This is a genomic window from Sphingobacterium kitahiroshimense, from assembly GCF_025961315.1.
GTDB classification, from domain to species: Bacteria; Bacteroidota; Bacteroidia; order Sphingobacteriales; family Sphingobacteriaceae; genus Sphingobacterium; species Sphingobacterium anhuiense.
In genome coordinates this window covers 4,180,367-4,201,718 of sequence record NZ_JAOQNK010000001.1, presented here as the reverse complement: position 1 = coordinate 4,201,718, position 21,352 = coordinate 4,180,367, and the positions used below count along the sequence as shown (strand labels likewise).

General features: G+C 36.8%; 16 protein-coding genes and 1 tRNA gene. 7 read left to right on the top strand and 10 right to left on the bottom strand.

Translation table 11 applies throughout. The annotated features are described in order from the left end of the window. The first annotated feature begins 133 nt into the window (after positions 1 to 133). Positions 134 to 1,672, top strand: coding sequence for an NAD(P)/FAD-dependent oxidoreductase (locus M2265_RS18370; RefSeq protein WP_021188859.1), 1,539 nt, complete (start codon positions 134 to 136; stop codon positions 1,670 to 1,672). Positions 1,673 to 1,736: 64 nt separating this feature from the next. Beyond that, positions 1,737 to 1,809, top strand: a tRNA-Gly gene (locus tag M2265_RS18365). A 40-nt stretch (positions 1,810 to 1,849) separates the two neighbouring features. Here the strand turns inward: M2265_RS18365 and M2265_RS18360 are convergent. Next, entirely contained in the window at positions 1,850 to 3,085 is a 1,236-nt protein-coding gene (locus M2265_RS18360; protein WP_132769434.1) for an MFS transporter, read from the bottom strand. A 182-nt stretch (positions 3,086 to 3,267) separates the two neighbouring features. Between M2265_RS18360 and M2265_RS18355 the strand changes: the two genes are divergently transcribed. Next, positions 3,268 to 3,702 carry a PH domain-containing protein gene (locus tag M2265_RS18355; protein ID WP_132769436.1) on the top strand — a complete coding sequence of 145 codons (435 nt, stop codon included), beginning with the start codon at positions 3,268 to 3,270 and terminating at the stop codon, positions 3,700 to 3,702. Here M2265_RS18355 and M2265_RS18350 read toward each other — a convergent pair whose 3' ends face one another. The 5 genes from M2265_RS18350 to M2265_RS18330 form a co-directional block, all read right to left on the bottom strand. Then, positions 3,703 to 4,428, bottom strand: a complete 726-nt coding sequence (locus M2265_RS18350; RefSeq protein ID WP_132769438.1) for a LytR/AlgR family response regulator transcription factor — start codon at positions 4,426 to 4,428, stop codon at positions 3,703 to 3,705. It lies immediately after the preceding gene. Positions 4,429 to 4,498: 70 nt separating this feature from the next. Further along, positions 4,499 to 5,818 carry a RagB/SusD family nutrient uptake outer membrane protein gene (locus M2265_RS18345; protein ID WP_132769440.1) on the bottom strand — a complete coding sequence of 440 codons (1,320 nt, stop codon included), beginning with the start codon at positions 5,816 to 5,818 and terminating at the stop codon, positions 4,499 to 4,501. A gap of 11 nt (positions 5,819 to 5,829) precedes the next feature. Then, the gene (locus tag M2265_RS18340) at positions 5,830 to 9,174 is read right to left on the bottom strand and encodes a SusC/RagA family TonB-linked outer membrane protein (protein ID WP_132769441.1); all 3,345 of its coding nucleotides are present in this window, start codon (positions 9,172 to 9,174) and stop codon (positions 5,830 to 5,832) included. Positions 9,175 to 9,197: 23 nt separating this feature from the next. Beyond that, positions 9,198 to 11,813 (bottom strand): zinc-dependent metalloprotease, encoded by a 2,616-nt coding sequence (locus tag M2265_RS18335; RefSeq protein ID WP_132769443.1) that lies wholly within the window; start codon positions 11,811 to 11,813, stop codon positions 9,198 to 9,200. A 159-nt stretch (positions 11,814 to 11,972) separates the two neighbouring features. Beyond that, the gene (locus M2265_RS18330) at positions 11,973 to 13,310 is read right to left on the bottom strand and encodes a sensor histidine kinase (protein ID WP_165905864.1); all 1,338 of its coding nucleotides are present in this window, start codon (positions 13,308 to 13,310) and stop codon (positions 11,973 to 11,975) included. A 275-nt stretch (positions 13,311 to 13,585) separates the two neighbouring features. Between M2265_RS18330 and M2265_RS18325 the strand changes: the two genes are divergently transcribed. After that, positions 13,586 to 14,002, top strand: a complete 417-nt coding sequence (locus M2265_RS18325) for a PH domain-containing protein (protein WP_165905865.1) — start codon at positions 13,586 to 13,588, stop codon at positions 14,000 to 14,002. A 78-nt stretch (positions 14,003 to 14,080) separates the two neighbouring features. Here the strand turns inward: M2265_RS18325 and sufD are convergent, their stop codons facing one another. The 3 genes from sufD to sufB form a co-directional block, all read right to left on the bottom strand. Continuing rightward, positions 14,081 to 15,382: a Fe-S cluster assembly protein SufD gene (gene sufD / locus M2265_RS18320; protein ID WP_021192428.1), complete on the bottom strand. Its 1,302-nt coding sequence runs from the start codon at positions 15,380 to 15,382 to the stop codon at positions 14,081 to 14,083. Positions 15,383 to 15,440: 58 nt separating this feature from the next. Next, entirely contained in the window at positions 15,441 to 16,199 is a 759-nt protein-coding gene (gene sufC, locus M2265_RS18315; protein WP_021192429.1) for a Fe-S cluster assembly ATPase SufC, read from the bottom strand. A 70-nt stretch (positions 16,200 to 16,269) separates the two neighbouring features. Then, positions 16,270 to 17,721 (bottom strand): Fe-S cluster assembly protein SufB, encoded by a 1,452-nt coding sequence (sufB, locus tag M2265_RS18310; protein ID WP_021192430.1) that lies wholly within the window; start codon positions 17,719 to 17,721, stop codon positions 16,270 to 16,272. 342 nt (positions 17,722 to 18,063) lie between these two features. Between sufB and M2265_RS18305 the strand changes: the two genes are divergently transcribed. Beyond that, positions 18,064 to 18,534 (top strand): Lrp/AsnC family transcriptional regulator, encoded by a 471-nt coding sequence (locus tag M2265_RS18305; RefSeq protein ID WP_021192431.1) that lies wholly within the window; start codon positions 18,064 to 18,066, stop codon positions 18,532 to 18,534. A 384-nt stretch (positions 18,535 to 18,918) separates the two neighbouring features. Further along, entirely contained in the window at positions 18,919 to 19,998 is a 1,080-nt protein-coding gene (locus M2265_RS18300; RefSeq protein WP_132769449.1) for a DUF6695 family protein, read from the top strand. A gap of 9 nt (positions 19,999 to 20,007) precedes the next feature. Here M2265_RS18300 and ung read toward each other — a convergent pair whose 3' ends face one another. Next, the gene (gene ung / locus M2265_RS18295) at positions 20,008 to 20,682 is read right to left on the bottom strand and encodes a uracil-DNA glycosylase (RefSeq protein ID WP_132769451.1); all 675 of its coding nucleotides are present in this window, start codon (positions 20,680 to 20,682) and stop codon (positions 20,008 to 20,010) included. Between the two features lie 113 nt (positions 20,683 to 20,795). Between ung and M2265_RS18290 the strand changes: the two genes are divergently transcribed. Continuing rightward, entirely contained in the window at positions 20,796 to 21,335 is a 540-nt protein-coding gene (locus tag M2265_RS18290) for a tetratricopeptide repeat protein (protein ID WP_132769453.1), read from the top strand. Positions 21,336 to 21,352: the final 17 nt, after the last annotated feature.

Below are 21,352 nucleotides of genomic sequence, written 5' to 3'. Positions count from 1 at the left end.
GCTTACTACAAAGCTCATACCACTCCTACGAATATAAGAATAATTTTAGGCGTTAAGTATTTATAACTAAAAAAATACAGCAGTTATCCTTAACTTTGGGCTGTTTTTGGGATAAAAACCCAGCAAGAAATTTATGCAGAAAGAAATTGAACTGGCTATCGCTCCGGAAAGAATTGAGGACGATAATTATATTCTAATTCAAGGTTCTAAAGCCTTGAAAATAAATGGTGAGCGTATTAAAGGATTTAAAATTCGCAAGCGTTCTATTGATGCCCGTAGCCGACATGTCGTTTTTAGAGCTCGTATTATATTTTTTATCGACGAAGAACCTATTAATGAAGTTTTTGAAACCCACTTTAAATTGGCCCATAACGCACAACCAGTGTTAATTATCGGTGCTGGCCCTGCAGGTTTATTTGCAGCGCTACAATGTTTGGAAAAAGGGCTTAAACCTATTATTGTTGAACGTGGTAAAGCTGTGCAGGATCGCCGCCGTGACCTTGCGAAGTTAAACCGCGAAGGTATTGTTGATGAAGACTCCAATTATTGTTTTGGTGAAGGTGGTGCCGGTACATATTCTGATGGAAAGCTATATACCCGCTCGGATAAACGTGGTGATGTTGAGAAAGTACTTAAACTTTTTGTTGCCCATGGTGCGAATGAAGATATTTTGGTCAATGCGCGCCCTCATATCGGAACGAACAAGTTACCTCATATTATTCAGGACATCCGAGAAACGATTATCGCGCATGGTGGCGAGGTTATTTTTGAACAACGTGTAGTTGATATCAATACGGAAAATAATCAGGTTACAGGTGTCACACTTGCAAGTGGAAAACAATTGAAATCAAATCATGTCATTGTAGCTACAGGACACTCGGCACGTGATATTTTCGAACTCTTCCGTGCTAAAAACTGGTTACTTGAGGCTAAAGCTTTTGCTCTAGGTGTTCGAATTGAGCATCCGCAGGAGATTATTGATCAAGCACAGTATCATTGTGAAGTCCGAAGCGAGCATCTTCCACCGGCTTATTATAGTCTTGTGGAACAGGTAAATGGCCGTGGGGTCTTTTCATTCTGTATGTGTCCAGGTGGGGTTATTGCTCCTTGTTCTACCGCAGACAATGAAATCGTTGTGAATGGCTGGTCGCCATCGAAACGGAATAATCCGCACGCCAATTCTGGTACTGTTATCCAGATCAACCTGGAGGATGTTCCGGGATCGGACAGCAATCCATTTGCGTTGTTGGATTTTCAACGTGAAATCGAAAAACGTGCTTTTGAAGCTGGTGGTGGAAAAATGGTGGCTCCTGCGCAACGGATGATTGATTTTGTTGAGGGGCGGATATCCAAAGATCTTCCGGAAAACTCTTATAAACCGGGTACGGTTTCTGCAGATTTAACTCAGGTGTTACCAAAATTTGTGTACGAAGCATTACGCGGTGCATTGCCTATCTTCGGTAAAAAGATGAAAGGTTACTATACCAATGAAGCTATCCTTGTTGCTGTAGAATCCCGCACTTCTTCACCCGTCCGTATTCCCCGTGATAAGTTATCTTTACAACATCCTGAAATTAAGGGTCTTTACCCTTGTGCTGAAGGGGCTGGTTATGCTGGGGGTATTATTTCCGCTGCTATTGATGGTATGAACTGTGCCAATGCGATCAATTAAATTGATAAAATATTAAATTGGTCTTGCAAAAATTCAAATAAAGCCGTATTTTTGTAAGACCAACGCGAAAGTAGCTCAGTTGGTAGAGCACAACCTTGCCAAGGTTGGGGTCGCGAGTTCGAATCTCGTCTTTCGCTCAAAATAAAAAAGCTTCCAAAATTTGGAAGCTTTTTTATTTTATACTGCTTCGTTATGGGGCACTTTTTTTCCCAGTCGCATGACAGCTGGTGTAAAAAAGGACAATACGCCTACAATCATCATCAATAATCCTGCGATCACAAAAGCGTTGGCTACTCCAATTACATCTGCTATCATACCCGTAAAAAGTAATCCGATGACACTTGGCAGAATAGCAAGACTAAAATAGAGCGAAAATACGCGACCTAACATTTGGGGTGCGACTTCTTCTTGTATGGTCGTCATAAAAGAGGCTGAGAACAGCGACATGGATACACCGCCTATTCCAGTCACGATTACAAAAGGAATGAACCAAGTGGATGGGAACCATCCTGAAAAAGCAAATGTCAATCCCAGTACAATATGCATGGTATTGATCATAATTACTTTCGAAAAATTCACTTTAAATGCTCCCAATAATCCTCCTCCTACTAACATGCCTACTCCCCATATAATTTCAATCACACTCATCTCCCATTTTCCGCCATTAAAATGATCGATTGTCAAAAGTGGAAACATAATAGCGATCGGCATAACACAAAAAGTAGCGATCATCGCGTATAAAAACAATAGGCTCAAGCCACGATTATGGTAGATGGCCTGCATACCTTGTTTCAGATCACCCCATGCCTGTCCAAAGGATAATTTAGATTCAACCTTTAAATGAGGAATGGTGACAAAGAACAACGATACTATTGCAACTGCCGCACCGATAACATCGAGATAAAGCACTTGAGCGATTGAAAAATAAGTAATCGCCAGCGTTCCTAATGCAGGCCCGGCAATACTACTGACGGACTGAAGCATCTGATTTATTCCAGATACACGTAGCAATTTATCTTCCGGAACCATCAGTGGTGCTATTGCCTGCATCGCTGGTGCATGAAAAGCTGCCCCTATGGAACGACAAGTTAGCAACAGATAGATCAGCGATAGCCCTACTGCAGCCTCCTGCAAAACAAAAGTCATCATTAGGGTACATAAAGCAATAAATGCATCGGCAAAAATCATTACCTTTTTCCGGTCCCAGCGATCAATTAAAACACCTACGAAGGGTCCAATAAGTGCCTGTGGCAATAAGCCTGCAATACCTGCCAAAGCCAATACCTCGGCCGACTTATGCGTTAAACTCAACCAGACAATCACAGCAAAATTGACAGCAGAGCTCGTCAACAGTGACACAAATTGTCCAATCCAAATATACATATAGGTTTGAAACCAATTTTTCTTTTCCATAAAATAATAAAGTATTATACAACCTTAAATGATGCGAAATATCATTTATTAAAAAAACTATTTACTTGACTGAGCTAAAATCGTCAAGGAATAAAATAAAACGTTGTATATAAAGCGACTTTCATAACGATGCAAATTTACAAAAATTTGTTAACTTTAAGATTAGCAACATCCTATAAATTATGAAAGTTTTCAGAAGCAGACAAGACCCTTTGATGGATGCCATGATCATTGGCCTTATATTATCCATGATAGTCATGATGATCGTTACACTTCGTACTGAACAAGCTACTTTTATAGAATTTGTGACTATAATAGGTCTTCCGACATTGTTGATAGCCACATTATTATTACCAAGACCGAGGTATACAATAGACACTCCGTATTTTTCTTATCGAACGTGTATCTTTAGAGGAAAGATTGCCATTGACAAAATTCACAAAATAGAGATTGGAAAGACTTTATGGGTGGGTTTTAAACCAGCAGCTGCCCGCAAAGGTTTGATCATACACTATAACAAGTACGAAGAAATATACATTAGCCCAGACGGAAATGATAATTTTGTAAATGAATTACTGCAATACAATCCTGCTATTAAAATCATACGATCAGCTTAATCAGCGGTCCAACCACATCTGAAAATCGGATGATTTATCTTCACTCACGATAACTTCGATACCAGCTGGCAACGCTGGTTGTAATTGGAGCCGTATGCGATTACGAGCTACTTTCAACATATCTATAATGGAATCTATATGGATAATGAATTTGCGATTGACCTGAAAAAAGAATGTTGGATCCAGGCGAGACACAAGACCTGTTATGGTATCGTCGACAATAAATTGATCTCCATCTTTTGTGTAGCCGTACAATATTTTATCTTCAGCCATAAAATAGGCAATTTCTGTTGTCGGTATCGATTTTAACCGCATACCATACCGTACTAGAAAACGAGTTTTGTATTGAATCTCCCTGGTATCCTGGACGATAAACGGCGCGACTTTATTAAGTGCCTGTTGTAACTCGTCGTCGTCATACGGCTTCAACAAATAGGCATAGCCTTGATTCTGAAAAGCTTTTAAGGCGTAATCTTCAAACGCTGTAGTAAAAATAACAGGTGCCTGAACTTTGACCTGGTCAAATATTTCGAAACTCAATCCATCACCGAGTTGCACATCCATAAAAATGAGATCGACTTCATTTTTAAGCAACCAATCGGTAGCTTCACGCACTGTTGTTATAATCGTAGATTGAAATTTCGTAGCAATCAATTGGTCTAATTTCTCCAATAGACTTTCAGAGGCCCAATTTTCATCTTCTACGATTAATATCTTTTTAAACATGTGCTGAATTTAAAAAAAAATCCCCATTCTTTCGAGAATGGGGATCGGAATTTATGAAATTGCTCTAATTTTATAAATCTGGATTATTTGATATCGCTTCTTTAGGATAACGAATGACATAACGTGGATCATTTTGAATTAAAGTATAGTCTTTAGACTGATAGCTATGTACAATTTCAGGTCGTGTTGTACGTTTTAAATCGTACCAACGCAATCCTTCCAAAGCAAGTTCTCGAGCACGCTCATCTAGTATAAACATAATCAGTTCAGCATTAGATAGGGTTGCCAATTTTACTTGAGCTGTTGTAAAAGCACTTGCGGTCAATCTATTTTTTAATAGCGTAGTCAAAGCTGCAATAGCTTGTTCTTTTTGTCCCAATCTCGCTGCTGTTTCCGCTTTAATTAAATATAACTCTGCATTTCTAAACGTGACATTAAAGCGGTTATCTCCCCCTTTTTTAGATACATAGTCACTTCCTAATTTTTGAAAATAACGATTAACACGTAAATCTCCCGCTTTATACTTAGCCATAAAAGATGGACTAATATAAGTTGAGCGAGAAACATTCGTTTTTCCTACCTCTTCCCATGCCTGAATCATCTCTTTGGATTCAAAATCATTTGGTAATTTTGAACCGACTTCGTTTAAATTTTCTAGATTCGCATTAATCGCTAATCCTTTATCGGCAGCTTTGGTTGCAAGTTCCCATTCGCCACGATATAATCTTAAACGTGCTTCAAATGCTTCGTAAGCACGACGGCTGAATCTGTATTTTACGTTGGTCGCCTGATCTTGAACTTGTAATAAAGCAGATGCGTCTTCCATATCCTGCAGAATCTGGGCATATACTTTTTCTACTGTTGCTGGCGCAAACAATTGCTCCAAGTCTACTTTTATCGAAATCGGTACGCCACGATCTGTTGCAGCTGTTGCAGCATTATAATTATCAGCGTAGGTATTTAATAATTCAAAGTGCGCATAAGCACGTAACAAATAGGCTTCTGCACGGATTTGCTTTACAGCATCTGTATCTCCTGCTTTGTCTTTAGCTTCTGCAATGATGTGATTGGCATAGAAAATACTTTTAAAGAGCGTTTCCCAAGCCATGGATTGAGTATTGCGATCAGGATTTTGATCATTCCATAGATAAAGATCTTTCAATGTTGCCAGATCGGTAGAAAATTCATCCAATAACAACTCGTCTGTACGTAAGTTTAAGTATGATTTGTGTTCTGGATAAACTTTATAGCCACTAAACATCAAAGCTCTAAAATCAGCTTCTGTAGTAGGAACAACAGTTCCTACTGGTTGTATATCTAAGTATTTATTGCAAGAAGTGCTTAAAAGCCCACCAACTAACAATCCTATATATAATAAATTCTTTTTCATGGATATCTTAATTAAAATGATGCTGTTAAACCAAAAGCAAATGATTTGGAGATGGGTTGTGCATAGTTATTACCAAACGTTTCCGGATCAAAATATCCATCATAATTATTACCAAAAACAAACAGGTTACGTCCTTCTATATTAAATCGGATATTAGATGCCTGAATTTTATTTGCTACTGATTTTGGCAAAGTATAACCTAAACGGATGCTATTGACACGTAAATAACTCATCTTTTTAGACCAGATATCTAAATATTTAAAAGCATTTGATGGATCGTTACCATCCATCCAGCTGTAGGCCATCCAGCGATCACTCGCTTCAGCGCTTGTCGAACCTATTGCAATAAAATCTTTTGAGCCTGGAGTCAATGCCTGCAGTACATCTTTTGTATAATTGGATCCGCGATCTACAATGGCTGGATTATAAGTTGGACTACGTCTCATCCATTGGTCAATATTAAATACAACTGAAACAGCTAGATCAAAATTAGCATATCGGAACCTGTTTGTCATACCACCAACAAATTTAGGGTCCATACTACCTTTGTATTTATATTTATTCTGATAGTCATTGTTATTCATCGATGAATTTACAAAAAGACCCGGCGCCATATCTGCATAAGGATCAAACAATTGAAAGTAATCTTCATAAGATACGACAGCTCCTTGATCGTTGTAGAACTGAGGCAAACCATCAGCATCCAAACCAGCTGTCTCAATCTCATACATCGCATTGATCGGATTACCTGCACGCGCATCTACATTGTAAGCTGTCGGATCTGCCATCACACGTTTCAACTTATTACGGTTATGTGCAATATTAAAATCTGTCGACCAAGAGAAACGATCACGCACGATATTTTGGCTATTAACTGAGAATTCAATACCATCATTGCTAACAGATGCCCAGTTGCGTGATACATTCGGGAATCCATTTTCTAATGGCAATTGACTTGTACCAATTAGATCTGTCGATAAACGATTATAATAATCAACCGTAAACTGTACTCTATTTTTTAGAATTCCGAAATCAAAACCTGCATTCCAGGACTGTGTACGCTCCCAACGTAATTTATCATTAGCAGGCATGTCAACAACAATGCTTTCTTCGTTATTTCCAGGCAACATAGATCCATTACTATATGTACCGATAATAAATGGATATGAATTACGATCAATATTACCTTGTATACCGTAAGAACCACGAAATTTCAGATTCGAGATCCATTCCTGATCTTTCAAGAAATCTTCTTCTTTTGCATTCCATGATCCCGATAGTGACCAGATGGGTAAGAATCTATATTTAGGATCTACCCCAAACATATTGGAGCCATCGTAACGGATACTACCATATATATTATATTTACGATCATAACTATATGAAGCATTTGCATAAAATGATGCATAAGAAGATTCACCTATTGTTTTAACATATTGCTGATATTTTTTATCAGTCGCATAATTACTAGATGGGAACAAAATAGGCTGAGTTGTCAATGTTTTTGGATTGTAACCAAAACCGCGTGTCATTATACCCGTATTTTTAGATCTTCTCAACTCCGTACCTGCCATGATTTCAATATCATGGTGATCATCGAATTTCAAGTTGTATTGTGCAAAAGATTTCCAGTTGTATTGAAAAATACTGTTCTTATCATTCTGGATTTGCCCGCCATCAGGCAAAAAATACTTATTTGTTTTTGAAGCACTATCATAATAACGTGTTTGTGCCCTTAACTTTCTTGTATTATAACTTTCCTTGTCAGCGAAACGCTCTGTGCCTGACTCTTCAAATTGCAAACCCAGTTCAGTACGTAAAGATAACGATGGCAAAATCTGATAGGTTAAATTTGCAATCGCTTTTAAGCTTTTGTTATTCAAATTATAATTTGTGTTTGCACGTTCTTCTAGAGCATTGAAAGGAATATAGGTATCTCTTTCGTAGCCTACGATATCTTGGTCATACACATAATTACCCTGTACGTCTCTTGGCGTCAAATATGGGTTAACTGTCCGTGCATAGGTATTGGGGTTTGTAAATGCATCACGATCCTGAATGAAATTATTACGATCTGTAGATGATCCCAATAAATTGATACCAGCCTTTAGCTTATTACTGATCTTAAAGTTATTATTTAAAGTCAATGAATAACGACGCATTCCGACCCCTTTGGTTGCTGCTTGCTCATCATAGAATCCACCTGATAAATAAAAATCATGTCCATCAGATCCTCCAGATATTGCAGCTGTATATTGTTGATTCAAAGCTGTACGGTACAGTTCATCACCCCAATTATGATTCTGACTGCGTAATTGACTAATAGCAGCTTGGGTTGTTGTCGACAAACCACTCAAACCAAACTGACGATAAGTATCCAATTCATTATTCGCACTCAATAAACGCGCAATCGCACCTTGATTAGTACGATATGTCAAATCCGAACGATTGGCCATTCCTAATTCAAAATCAACCTTTTCTGATGCGTTCATCAGGTTGAGTTTTGTAAAATCAGGTTTCTGCGTAACGAAACTATTTGCGGATACGGAAACCTGCGTAGGTCCTTTCTTACCTTTTTTGGTTGTAATGACGATAACACCATTAGCTGCTCTAGCCCCATAAATTGAAGTTGCTGCGGCATCTTTTAATACGGTGATATCCGCAATATCATCTGGATTGATCCCTGCAATCGGTAAATTCGACAGATTATTCAAATTATCTTTATCAAAAGTATTTGGCAATGCTGTTCCTTCAATCGGTAAACCATCGATTACCCATAAAGGATCCTGTGTTCCGTTTAAAGATACAGTACCACGGATACGAATCTTTGGAGCACTGTTCGGCCCCCCGTTCAGGTTACTTAATTGTAAACCCGCTACCTGTCCTTCCAATAATTGATCAATACTAGACACACCTGTTTGCTTGATATCGTCTAATTTCACCTTGTTATAAGCTGTCGTGTTCTTGACCTTACTGATATTGGTATACCCTGTTACGATCACTTCTTCCAAAGCCTTATCTGCAGCTTCCAAAAAGATCGTATTGTATACCTTTGCTACCTGAACTTGCTTATTTTGGTATCCAACAAAGGATACTGTAAAATATTTAACGTCCGTCGGTACAGTTAGCGTAAAATTACCAGCGTTGTCAGTCACTGCTCCCAATGCAGATTGTTGTATTTGACCAACTACGCCCGTAGATTCCCCTACTGCTGTGCTTTCAATAAAAACGGTAGCACCTAATATCGGTGTTTGCGTTTTGCTATCCAACACTTTTCCCTTTAGGGTTATCGTTTCCTGTGCAAACGAAGTCAGTTGCACGCAAGAAAAGACGACAAAGAGTAAGAATTTGTTCATTTGTTTTTATATATAGATTTTTGTTAATTATTCACATTTAACGAACTATTGATCCGCATTAACAGGTCCTGATAATGTGCCTGAGTGGTGAAATCTCCTGAAGACTGCGCTGTTTTTAACAACTTCTGAATCTGGATTAATTCCGCTCGCTTCACGGTCAGCATTTCAGATGTTCTGCTCATACCTGAAACATGGACATTGCGTAAATCATGTTCATCAGAATTAGTATGTGCTGTTGCATGTACCGGACAGAACGCTGGTTTAGCCGCTTTCATAAATTGATCTACAAAAGACAATTTTTTCGTATTCAACTTATCCATACTTTTATTATTGGTTACCAATAATATATCGATATAGTTCTGTTGCAACATACGGGCATCAATATCTAAATTTTGCTTTTTTAAAGTTTTTGCAAAGATCTCCTGACGTAATGTTTTCAGAAATTCTTCTACGCTCCATGCTTGAGCACGTCCGAAAAGTAGTTCCATCTCGGTCATGCGCAATAAGCGCTGATCTTGAAGTAAATTATATAATAAGCTGTATTGAAATTCTCTTTTTAATGTATAAGGAGCATATTCGAAAGAACCTACTGGACTATCTTTTAATGGGAATGTTTTTGTCATCAATTCTTTTCGGAACAACCATTCTGGCAAAGTAAAAACATTTTCTTTTAAGTAAGCTAATGCTTCTATTTGTTTCTGGCGCGGCACTGGTGCATATGCGTCTTTACCGTCACCTAAAACAGGGTTATTGAGATAGATACCACCGATATTATTGGAAACATGATCTGCATAAGCATACCATTGACCAATAACAGCCATATATAATTTACCTGCTTTATAGTAATCCTGACCTGAAGTAGTTGTCCAGTTAATGATCTGAGGCATGATACGTTTCAAATTTTTCAAACCATATGTGCCAGCAAGCATGGCATTGTCTCCTAAATCTTCTGACTGCGATCTTGGATCAACTGTATTTTTAGGGTCCTGTTGCTCTCCGTACCAATAGTAAGGATTGTCCTGCTTCGACTCAATCTCTTTTTTTAGCAATGGAAGTTCTTCCCATGCTGTCTTGTTCGGGTACCATCGGTAAGCCCAGGCAATTGCATATTTATCATATAGACCAATCACTGGTGTAATAGCCTGTACCTGATCTTCTGGTTGAGCCACATAATTAAAACGGGCATAATCCATGATGGACGTTGCTGTCCCCCCCATCTTTTGTGTAAAGGAAGCTGAACGCAATGAATCTACAGGGAAACTAAAAGACGATCCCATATTATGCTTCAATCCTAATGTATGACCAATCTCGTGTGATGATACAAAGCGGATGGCATGTGCCATTTTCTCATCAGAGAATATGTTACCGCGAACAGATGGATCGATCGTGCCTGTCTGTACACGCATCCAGGTATTTAAAGCAGTCATCACATTATGCCACCAGATTACATCTGCTTCTAAGATTTCGCCGGTGCGTGGATCTACAACTGATGGTCCCATCGCATTGGCTTGTGGAGAAGCTGCATAAGTGATGGCTGATGTATTTGCATCATCGATATCAAAGTCCATTCCTTTTGGAACTTCTTTTGCAATGATGGCATCTTTAAAGCCGGCCTCTTCAAAGGCTTTTTGCCAATCGTGTACTCCTTCAATAATTTGTTTACGCCATTGTTGTGGAGTAGCTGGATCAATATAGAAAACTATTGGTTTCTTTGGGACAACCAGTTCGCCCGCTAAATAACGTTCCACATCTTCTTCGCGTGGCTCTAACCGCCAGCGTGTTACCAGTTCTCTTTTCTCCATTTCTTGCTGCTTATCTGAAAAATACCAGCGTGGAGTAGTAAAATAACCTACCCTAGGATCTGAGAAACGTGGCTTCATTGCATCTTTAGGCAATTCTAATATATTACTAGTGATGGTTAAACTGATTGGAATGGATTCATTTCCTTCGGTGACACGTGTAGATAATATGGAGCGAATTACAATGTTGTTATCAAATGATTTCATCTGATCGATCAATGATAATGCTGTTTTAGGAGCAGTACCTAATCCAATATTGGTAAATACATCGTTGAAACTTTTTTCAGTTCCATCAAATACTTTATTTATCTTGATAATTACTGACGATGAATCTTTATTATAGCCTTCAATTTTGAATGATTCAATAAACGATGCTGTAAAATTATCGGCGACTGAGCGTGCTATCGCATCTTCTTTAGGTACTTCTACCTGAGGTTTAATTTCACTTGCCCAAATCTCTTTACGTGCTTTTTTTAGGGAGAAACGTATTACTTTATTTTCATAATTCATGCCTTTATTTAAGCCAGCTTCATTCAAAGCTAAAGGCACAGAAGAGATTTTATTGATCAACAAAAAGTCTTTGTCCAGTTTCTCAACCGGTATTTCGAAAAAGAAATCTTTCTCTTTATTAATCACATTAAAAATTCCGCTATCAATTTTGGCATTTTTTAGAAACTTGTCGTAAACTAAAGCAGAATCCTTTTTTGTGGAATCAGCGACAACATCTTTCTTTTTACCTAAGCCTAGAGGACTGAGCAGCTGACAAGAATTGAGAATGAAAATAGAAAAGAAACCAAAGCTTGCTAATGCTGAATTTCTTTTGAAAGGCAGATTATTCATTTGTTTAAATTAAAATAGGACTCATAGATATAGGGTGGTGAAGATGCCAATATATTATGGTTCCAAAAAGCGAATCCGAGTGAAGGCGTGAATTTCAGGAGTGAATCCGCAGTTTTACTGGAAGAAATAGTCCAGTGCTCTAAAATTATTATTTTATCTTTATCGACTGTCAATATGGATGAATGGTAGATATACAATAAAATCAGCATCATGATACTGGATTTCAAACCCTTGTACCTGGTAAAAATCGTAAACATGTGCTATCATTTTGGTTCCATAACCTGCGGCGTCCATATCCGGGTTTTTGAACAATACAGTATTACGAACGACCAATCTTCCTTCCTGCTCTTCAATCGTAATTGATAATGGCTGCTCCTTACGAAGTTCATTGTGTTTGATGGCATTTTCAATTAAAATCTGCAAACTGAATTTCGGAATAAATAAAGATATGACCTCTGGAGTGACGTTGATTTTCAATGGACTTAAGGTATCTCCAAAACGTATTTTTTGCATGAAAAAATATTCCTCTGCAAGTGCCAATTCTTCTCTTATCGTTGCTAGACCTGACTCATCACCACTTAAAAACTTCCGGTATACTTTTGCCATCTTCCCAACAAAAACTTTTGCTTGAGCCGGATCTTTGCCAATTAATTGCTGTAGGGATCCCAAAGCATTAAACAGAAAATGTGGATCTACTTTCCGTTTCAAATTTTCAAAGCGAAGCAAAGCATCTTCTTTTTGATATTCCAGATTTTTTAGCCGCAATCGCTTCGCTTTTCTATTTTGAATGTCAAGCAAAAACATAAAAAATAACATGGTAGCAATACCTATAGCACCTAGAAGGAATGTCTTGTTACTAATATCACGTACATCATCTTCTGTCAGCATCAATAGCACATTCACAAATAATCGATTATTTTCAAATGTTCCTTTGAATTTATATTCATCCAACAGAACTTCCATCAGAATATAGTCTGACATGACCAGATTATTTTTCACAGGATATTGCTTCCAGCTCTTTATTCTTTTTTTTCCTATTTGTTTTTCATCAGGATAAATCAAACATATTCCATTGGCATCATATACTTCAAAATATGCCCGGGTTCCTGGATTTCCAGCCCAAAAATAAGCGTTCAGTTTATGCAGATCTAGTGTCAGCTGAAGAATTCCCTCATCGGTTGGGACATAAACATGTAAATACATCCCTTTTTCACTTTTAATAAATTTTGTTTTTCTGAAATCTTCTGGTAATGCTGTACTCTTAATCACGGGATCTACGGCCTTCGGATCGGCATACCATTCCAGACTTTTTGAAAAATTAAGACCATCAGATCTCCAATATGTGTAGGCAATGAGAAACTGTCGCACACTGTCTTGATCAATCAGTTTATTCATAAATTTTTGCTGTCCTTCATCAGCAGCAAGCCCCATCAAATGGAAAACACAATCAAAATCATCGAATTCTTTTTGGACTAATTGTGATTTCTCAAATGACATCTCTTTTAAAATCCTCTTGTTTAAAGTGTGTAACCTATGGTCAATGACTCGAAACATCAAGACGTAGATCGAAACTATCACAAATAGCGATAACCCTAAGATTATAAATCGATTACGTTTAAAATAAAATGAAGTTATATATTTATTCATCAACAAAGAGCCTAAAAACTTACAAAGTTTAAAATTATATATTAAGCATCAAGCGCAATACTAATACTTGTAGAAAAGTGAAAAAATCACTATATTAAAGGAATTAAAGCCAAAAAACAATGATTATGAAAAGTTATCACCCTAAAATTGGTAAAGGAACTTATGTCTGGTTACTTATTATCCTTACCTTATTTGTTTTCAATTCCTACGGAAGTATTAATAAAGGACTTTTTCTGGGAGCACTATTATCAACTTCATTGCTTGGATTTATCTGGTATGCTATGTTTATATCTCCAAAATATCATATTACAAATGAATTTCTTCAGCTAAACAATTTTTTAGAAAAAAAAACAATCCCCATTAGTACAATTAGAAAAATAGAGCGAAATCAAATCAGAGGAATCTACCCTTTTTTAAATCCTTACCAGAAGGGTTTAGTAATACATTTCAATAAATATGATGATGTTTTTGTAAATCCTCGTTCTGAGGATTCATTTATACAAGAATTACTAAAAGTAAATCCAGATCTTGAAATTATTTAGAAATAAAAGCGTTTGAATTAGAGCTCAAACGCTTTTATTTTATTGCACCTAGTATTTTATTGCACCTAGGAAGTTAACCTATTTACTAGTTAAGTTTTCTTCAACTAATTCTTCGACATATTGACGAACAACCTCATTCGAGAAACGAGTCGTTACATCAAATGCAAATGCATGTACCAATAAGATACGAGCAGCTTCTTCACCAATACCTCTAGCTCTTAAATAAAATAGGGCATCGTTATCAAATTGTCCAATTGTACAACCGTGTGAACACTTCACATCATCAGCAAAAATTTCAAGCTGAGGCTTCGTATAAACTGCAGATTTATCTGAGATCAACAAGTTATTATTTTGCTGAAATGCATTTGTTTTTTGAGCATCCTCACGTACGAAAATCTTACCATTAAAAACAGCTGCAGATTCTCCCTGCGTAATATTTTTATACCATTCGTAAGATTCACAATGTGGTTTCATATGATCCACTTCTGTGTGGTTATCGACCAACTGTTTATCATCTGTCAAGTTGATACCGTATAAGTGGCTTTCCACATTTTCAGCGTCAAGACGTACGTTGATATTATTTCTTATAAAAGCTGCTCCAGGAAAATTACAGTTATAGTTATTGTATAAGCTATATTTCTCTTGATATACTTCCGTATGATTGAAATAATTACTCGCAGATTCCGCTACTTGCAAATAGTAGTGTTGCATTTTAGCGTTTTCTTTGACAATGATCTCTGACACTTTATTTTGAATATTTTTAGCGGCACCAGCAACAGTCATATAAGACTCGATAATCTCTGCTTCAGCATTTGCTTCCAGCACGATTAAATTACGTGTCTGTGAAAAGAAATCTTCTGTACCTGTCGCAACATGGATAATATGGATCGGCTTAGCTAATATGGTATTTTTTGCAAGTGCAATAAAAACACCATTGGTATAACCAGCTGTATTTAATGCTACGAAAGGATTACTAGTTTTGTCTGCATGTTGTGCAAAATGTGCTTGAAAAGCAGGTTCTTCTACAGCATCCTCCATCGTTTTCACGATGAGGCCTTTTTCTTCTTCTAAAGAAGAGAATGACAGCATATATTGACCATTAACCAACACGATGCGGTGTGCATCCAGATTTGGAATTTCACCGGCACTAAAATCTAATCCTTCAATATCCACATCCGAATTCAATACATATGATTGATCGATAAGCTTATGAATATTGGTATATTTCCATTCTTCGTCTTTCACCGTTGGAAAGCCAACTGCTGAGAAGCGATCAAAAGCTTGCTGACGTATTGCCGACAAAAAAGCAGGCTCTGCTACTTGCTCTTGAAAATTGCTCAACACTTGTTGAAGTAATGATTCTGAAACTAATGTATTCATTTTATATTTTAATCAAATCGCTAATTAACACCTCTATTCTTTCACAAGATTTGTGTAATTATGCGTTTTGTGCGTCTAATTCTTTTAACCAATCGTAACCTTTTTCTTCTAATTCTAAAGCTAATTCTTTAGGACCAGATTTTACAATACGTCCGTTGTATAATACGTGAACAACATCTGGCACGATATAATCTAAAAGACGTTGGTAATGCGTGATAACTACAAAAGCATTATCTTTAGAACGCAATTGATTAACACCATTTGCTACGATACGTAAAGCATCGATATCCAAACCTGAATCTGTTTCATCCAAAATAGATAATTTAGGATTTAACATGGCCAGCTGGAAGATCTCATTTCTTTTTTTCTCACCACCTGAGAATCCTTCATTCAATGAACGGTTAGCCAAGTTCGCAGAGAATTCTACCAACTGTTGCTTTTCTTTCACTGTTTTTAAGAATTCTTTTGCTTCCATCGGAGGAAGACCTTTATATGCACGAATATCGTTAACTGCTGTTTTCAAGAAGTTAATGTTCGATACCCCTGGTATTTCAATTGGATATTGGAAAGCTAAGAACAGCCCTTCACGAGCACGATCTTCTGGAGATAAATCCAATAGATCAACGTTGTCCAATAAAGCTTCACCTTCTGTCACTTCGTACGCATCACGACCAGCTAAAACATTTCCTAAAGTACTTTTACCAGCACCATTGGGACCCATGATTGCATGAATCTCACCTGCTTTTACTTCAAGATTTAAACCTTTTAAAATTTGTTTGCCGTCTACAGACGCGTGTAAATTTTTTATACTTAACATTTCTTTATTAGTATTGTGTATTGCGTATGGTACTTTCAACAAGTACTCCGGTTGCAACTATTTTTTTTATCTATCCTACTGAACCTTCTAACGAAATCGCCAACAACTTCTGTGCTTCAACAGCAAATTCCATCGGTAACTGGTTTAATACTTCCTTTGCGTAACCATTGACAATTAACCCTACTGCCTTCTCCGAATCGATACCACGTTGATTGAGGTAAAAGACTTGATCTTCTCCGATTTTCGAAGTAGTAGCCTCATGTTCTAAAGTTGCTGTATTATTACGATTTTCAATATAAGGGAACGTATGTGCACCACAACGGTCTCCGATTAGTAAGGAGTCACACTGTGTAAAGTTTCTTGCATTATCTGCATTTGGTCCGATTTTCACCAAACCTCTGTAACTGTTGTGGCTTTTGCCTGCAGAAATACCTTTAGAAATAATCTTTGATTTGGTGTTTTTTCCGATGTGGATCATCTTAGTACCTGTATCTGCGACTTGCATATTACGTGTCATTGCTACCGAATAAAATTCACCAACTGAATTATCGCCTTTTAAGATGACACCTGGATATTTCCATGTAATTGCTGACCCAGTTTCTACTTGTGTCCAGGAAATTTTACTATTATCACCTTTACAAATACCACGTTTTGTAACGAAGTTGAAGATACCACCTTTACCGTCTTTATCACCAGGGTACCAGTTTTGAACGGTAGAATATTTTATTTCAGCGTCTTTTTCTGCAATTAATTCGACTACTGCTGCGTGCAATTGATTTTCATCGCGCATAGGAGCTGTACAACCTTCTAAATAGGAGACATAAGCGCCTTCTTCAGCAACAATTAACGTACGCTCAAATTGACCTGTATTTTGTGCATTGATACGGAAATAAGTAGACAATTCCATTGGGCAACGAACACCTTTTGGAATGTACACGAAAGACCCATCAGAGAATACCGCTGAATTTAATGCTGCATAAATATTATCTGTTTGAGGAACAACTGATCCTAAATATTTTTTAACCAGTTCAGGATGCTCTTGAACAGCTTCTCCAAAAGAACAAAAGATAACACCTTGTTCTTTTAATTTTTCACGGAAAGTTGTTTTCACAGATACTGAATCAAATACAGCATCTACGGCCACTACACCTGCCAAAATTTTCTGCTCGTCCAAAGGAATTCCGAGCTTAGCGAATGTAGACAATAACTCAGGGTCTACTTCATCTAAACTGTTTAATTGCGGTTTTGCCTTTGGCGCCGCATAATAGGAAATGCCTTGAAAATCAACCTCTGGTGTTTCGAAATTTTGCCATTTCGGCATTTTTAAGGTCTGAAAATGACGGAATGCTTTTAATCTCCATTCCAATAACCATTCAGGCTCGTTTTTCTTAGCTGAAATAAAACGCACGGTGTCTTCTGTAAGACCAATCGGCGCAAATTCCATTTCGATGTCTGTTGTGAACCCGTATTTATATTCTTCGAGCTCCAGCTCTTTTAGTAAATCGTCGTCTTTAGTACTCATAGTTCGCTCTCACGGTTTAAAAAATTGCATTCAGGTAAAACCCACAATCTTCTGAACGACAAAGTTACGATTTACATGCCAATAAAACGTTACTTTTAGTAGTTTAAGCGCCCATTTTGATAAAAAAAGTGACGAATGTCACTTTTTACGCACTCTAAGCTTAACAGGCACCTCTTTTTTTACAAACAAATGATTTACCATAACAAAAATCTATATCATATTACTGAAAATATTGTTTTTGATTATACAAAAAATTAAAAATCAAAAACACACTACAACACCAAATTAAATTTGGAACAATTGTGTATATTTACAGAATATCACCAATAAAAATAGTTGAATATGCCATTTTTGCCAGATAAAACAGATTTAAAAATCCTAAAATTATTACAGGAGAACGGACGTATCACCAACCTGCAACTAGCTTCAAGCATCGGACTTTCGCCCGCTCCAACATTGGAACGAGTACGAAAACTTGAAAATTCGGGATTTATAAAGAGCTACCACGCATTTGTTGATGAAGAAAAATTAGGATTAGGAATTAAATCTTTCATACAAATATCGTTGGATTTTCATACACACAATGCTATCCCAGAATTTGTAGCAGCAGTTAAAATGATTCCCGAAGTAACTGAATGTCACCACGTAACAGGAAGCTGTGATTTCATGCTTAAAGTATATGTTAAGGATATTAAAGCATATGAAGCTGTAATTATGGAAAAAATAGCTAAGATTCCGTTTGTAAAAACTTTCCAGACCATGATGATAATGTCCACAAGTAAAAAAGAACCTATTATTCCTTTGGAATATTAATGAATAAATAGATTGTCCATTTTGCTTCCTGCTGATGGGCAATGTTCTTCATCGTATATATACATCCCTATTTTGGATTACTTCCTTTATGATCTGCCTTAGGGATTTTCACTTTAGCGAAAAATCTGATGTCGCACTTAAAAATCGGCTCGATTTTAGCACCAGTTATTTTGCTTTCCATTCATTACTTGACAACTACTATAATTGACATAACATATTCTTTCTAATATACTTGACTGATAAAAGTAGATTAAGGTTACGTGTTGATAATGAATTTATCATAAATAAAACTGTGAAAAAATAGTTATTCATAATTACTATTTTTCGCATGTGGTAGCATTAGAGAAGGCAATAAATTATATTTATTATCTTTACAATACAGTTATGACAGATAGTATTACACCATATCCTGATTTTGCACTTATTCTTTCTTGGCCAGATGCCACAATAAGAGGTGATGAAAAATGGATGATGTTTTTCAAAAAAATAGGGATCGTTAAGAATTTAAATTTTAAGGTTGGACATACTGGTGTTGTTATCATTTCCTCAAAAACAGGCGATTTGTTTTATTATGATTTTGGCAGATATATCTCTCCACGAGGTTATGGACGAACAAGATCAAAAGAGTCAGACCCTCTTTTATCAATCAGTATCAAAGCGACGTTCAAAAATGGGGAGATTTCAAACTTAGAGGCTATCGTTGCTCATTTTGAAAATATGAAACCTGCTATGCAGGGAAGTGGTGAACTTTTCTTCTCTATCGTCAAAGGACTTAACTTTGACCATGCAAAAGCATTTGCAGATAAATGGGTACAAAAAGGTTCCTATCCTTACGGAGCAGTAGCAAAAGGAAACAATAACTGCTCTCGTTTCATTACACGGCTACTGTTTGCTTCTTCACGCCAATTTTGCTGGTCCCATCCGATTAATTTTCCGGAAACTATTAAAGCTAGTCCGATCAGCAATATTGTCAATTCTGCTGAGAACAAAATGATTTACCGTTATTCTCCAGAATATGGATTGCAGAATTTCAGAATGTCTCGCGTTCAATCACTCTTATTCTTAATTAAAAAGCTAAGTGAAAACGTATACAGCAAACAGGCTGCTTTACTCCCTGAAGACATCAGTATCGGAAGCATGTTATCTAAACATAAACCGCTTCATATCCCTGAGAGTTCTCAATATCTCGGTGGCGTTGGTGAAGGAGCTTGGTTTGATCTATCGTTGCTTAGAAACAATCAGTTGCTCATACAGCGGTTTACCATAATCGGCACTTTTGAATATGCGATTATCGGTGAGATTGAAGAAAGAATAACGTGTTTGCAAGATCTAAAAATAACTTATGACAGCCATCTTCAAATGACACATGTGCTTTATAAGCAGCGAAAAATCAAAATAAATCATCTCCATCATATTTCTACTCAAGAACTGCAATCGTTACTAGCGGAAGTTATGACTGCTTGAGATGGATAACTAGATCAATTTCCAGTCAATCGATTTTTCTCCAAGTTGCTGTAAGAAGACATTTGTCTGAGAAAAATGCCTGCATCCGAAAAACCCACGATAAACAGATAAAGGTGATGGATGTACTGCTGTCAAAACCAAATGTTTCTGAGCGTTTATTAGGGTCGCTTTTTTCTGTGCATATGCACCCCACAATAAAAAGACTACAGCTTCTTTATTTTCTGAAATTGCCTGAATAACCTGATCCGTAAACTTTTCCCAACCTTTTTTCTGATGTGACCCTGCTTGATGTGCATTGACTGTAAGAGTAGCATTCAATAATAAAACTCCCTGTTTGGCCCAATACGATAAATCTCCTGATTTCGGAATTTTAAAGTCTAAAATATCTGTTTCCAATTCTTTAAAAATATTCTTTAAGGATGGCGGTAATGCAATGCCCTCTGGAACCGAAAATGCCAGACCGTGAGCTTGACCATCGTTATGATAAGGATCCTGACCCAAAATCACTACTTTAAGCGAATCAAAAGTTGTTAATCGAAATGCATTGAATACTAGATCTTGCGGAGGAAATACTTGTCCATTATCTCTTGCTTGTTGCACAAAAAAAGATAGATCAACCATATAAGACTGACCTAAAAGTGGGCCTAAAATCGGTTCCCAAGATTTATCAAAACGTTTTCCCATATTCTAAATATACAATTTTACAAAATAACAACTAAAACAAGTTGCTTTAGCGCACAATTTAACGGATATTTGCAAAATTAAACTCGGTATACATTTACATTAAATATAGACTTATGTCAAATCTTGTAAGAATTATTATTAGCAGTGTGCTATTAATCGGAACAGTTGCTTTATTTTGGATTGGCCAATGGGGATGGGGTATTTTAGGAATATTCTTAACAATAATCGGATTTGTAACAGTGTTCTTCCATGAATATATGTTATTGGCCCAATGGTTTCTTCGCAAGCAAGATATGCCAAAAGCTGAAAAATGGTTAAATAAAATCACAAACTATGAAAAGCAGTTAATTCCGGCTCAATATGGCTATTATAATATGTTAATCGGCCTGATCGAATCGCAACGTGCTCCTTTGCAAGCTGAGAAATATTTCAAAAAGGCATTGACATTAGGTCTTCATATGGATCACAATATTGCACTAGCAAAACTTAGTTTAGCAGGTATTGCAATGGCAAAACGTAATAAGCGTGAGGCAGAGAAATATTTACAGGAAGCTAAAAAAGCAGATAAGAGTAAATTATTGGCCGATCAAATCAAAATGATGAAAGATCAAATGGGTATGATGGATCGCCAACAAATTCGATACAGCAGATAAGTTATTAAATTTATATA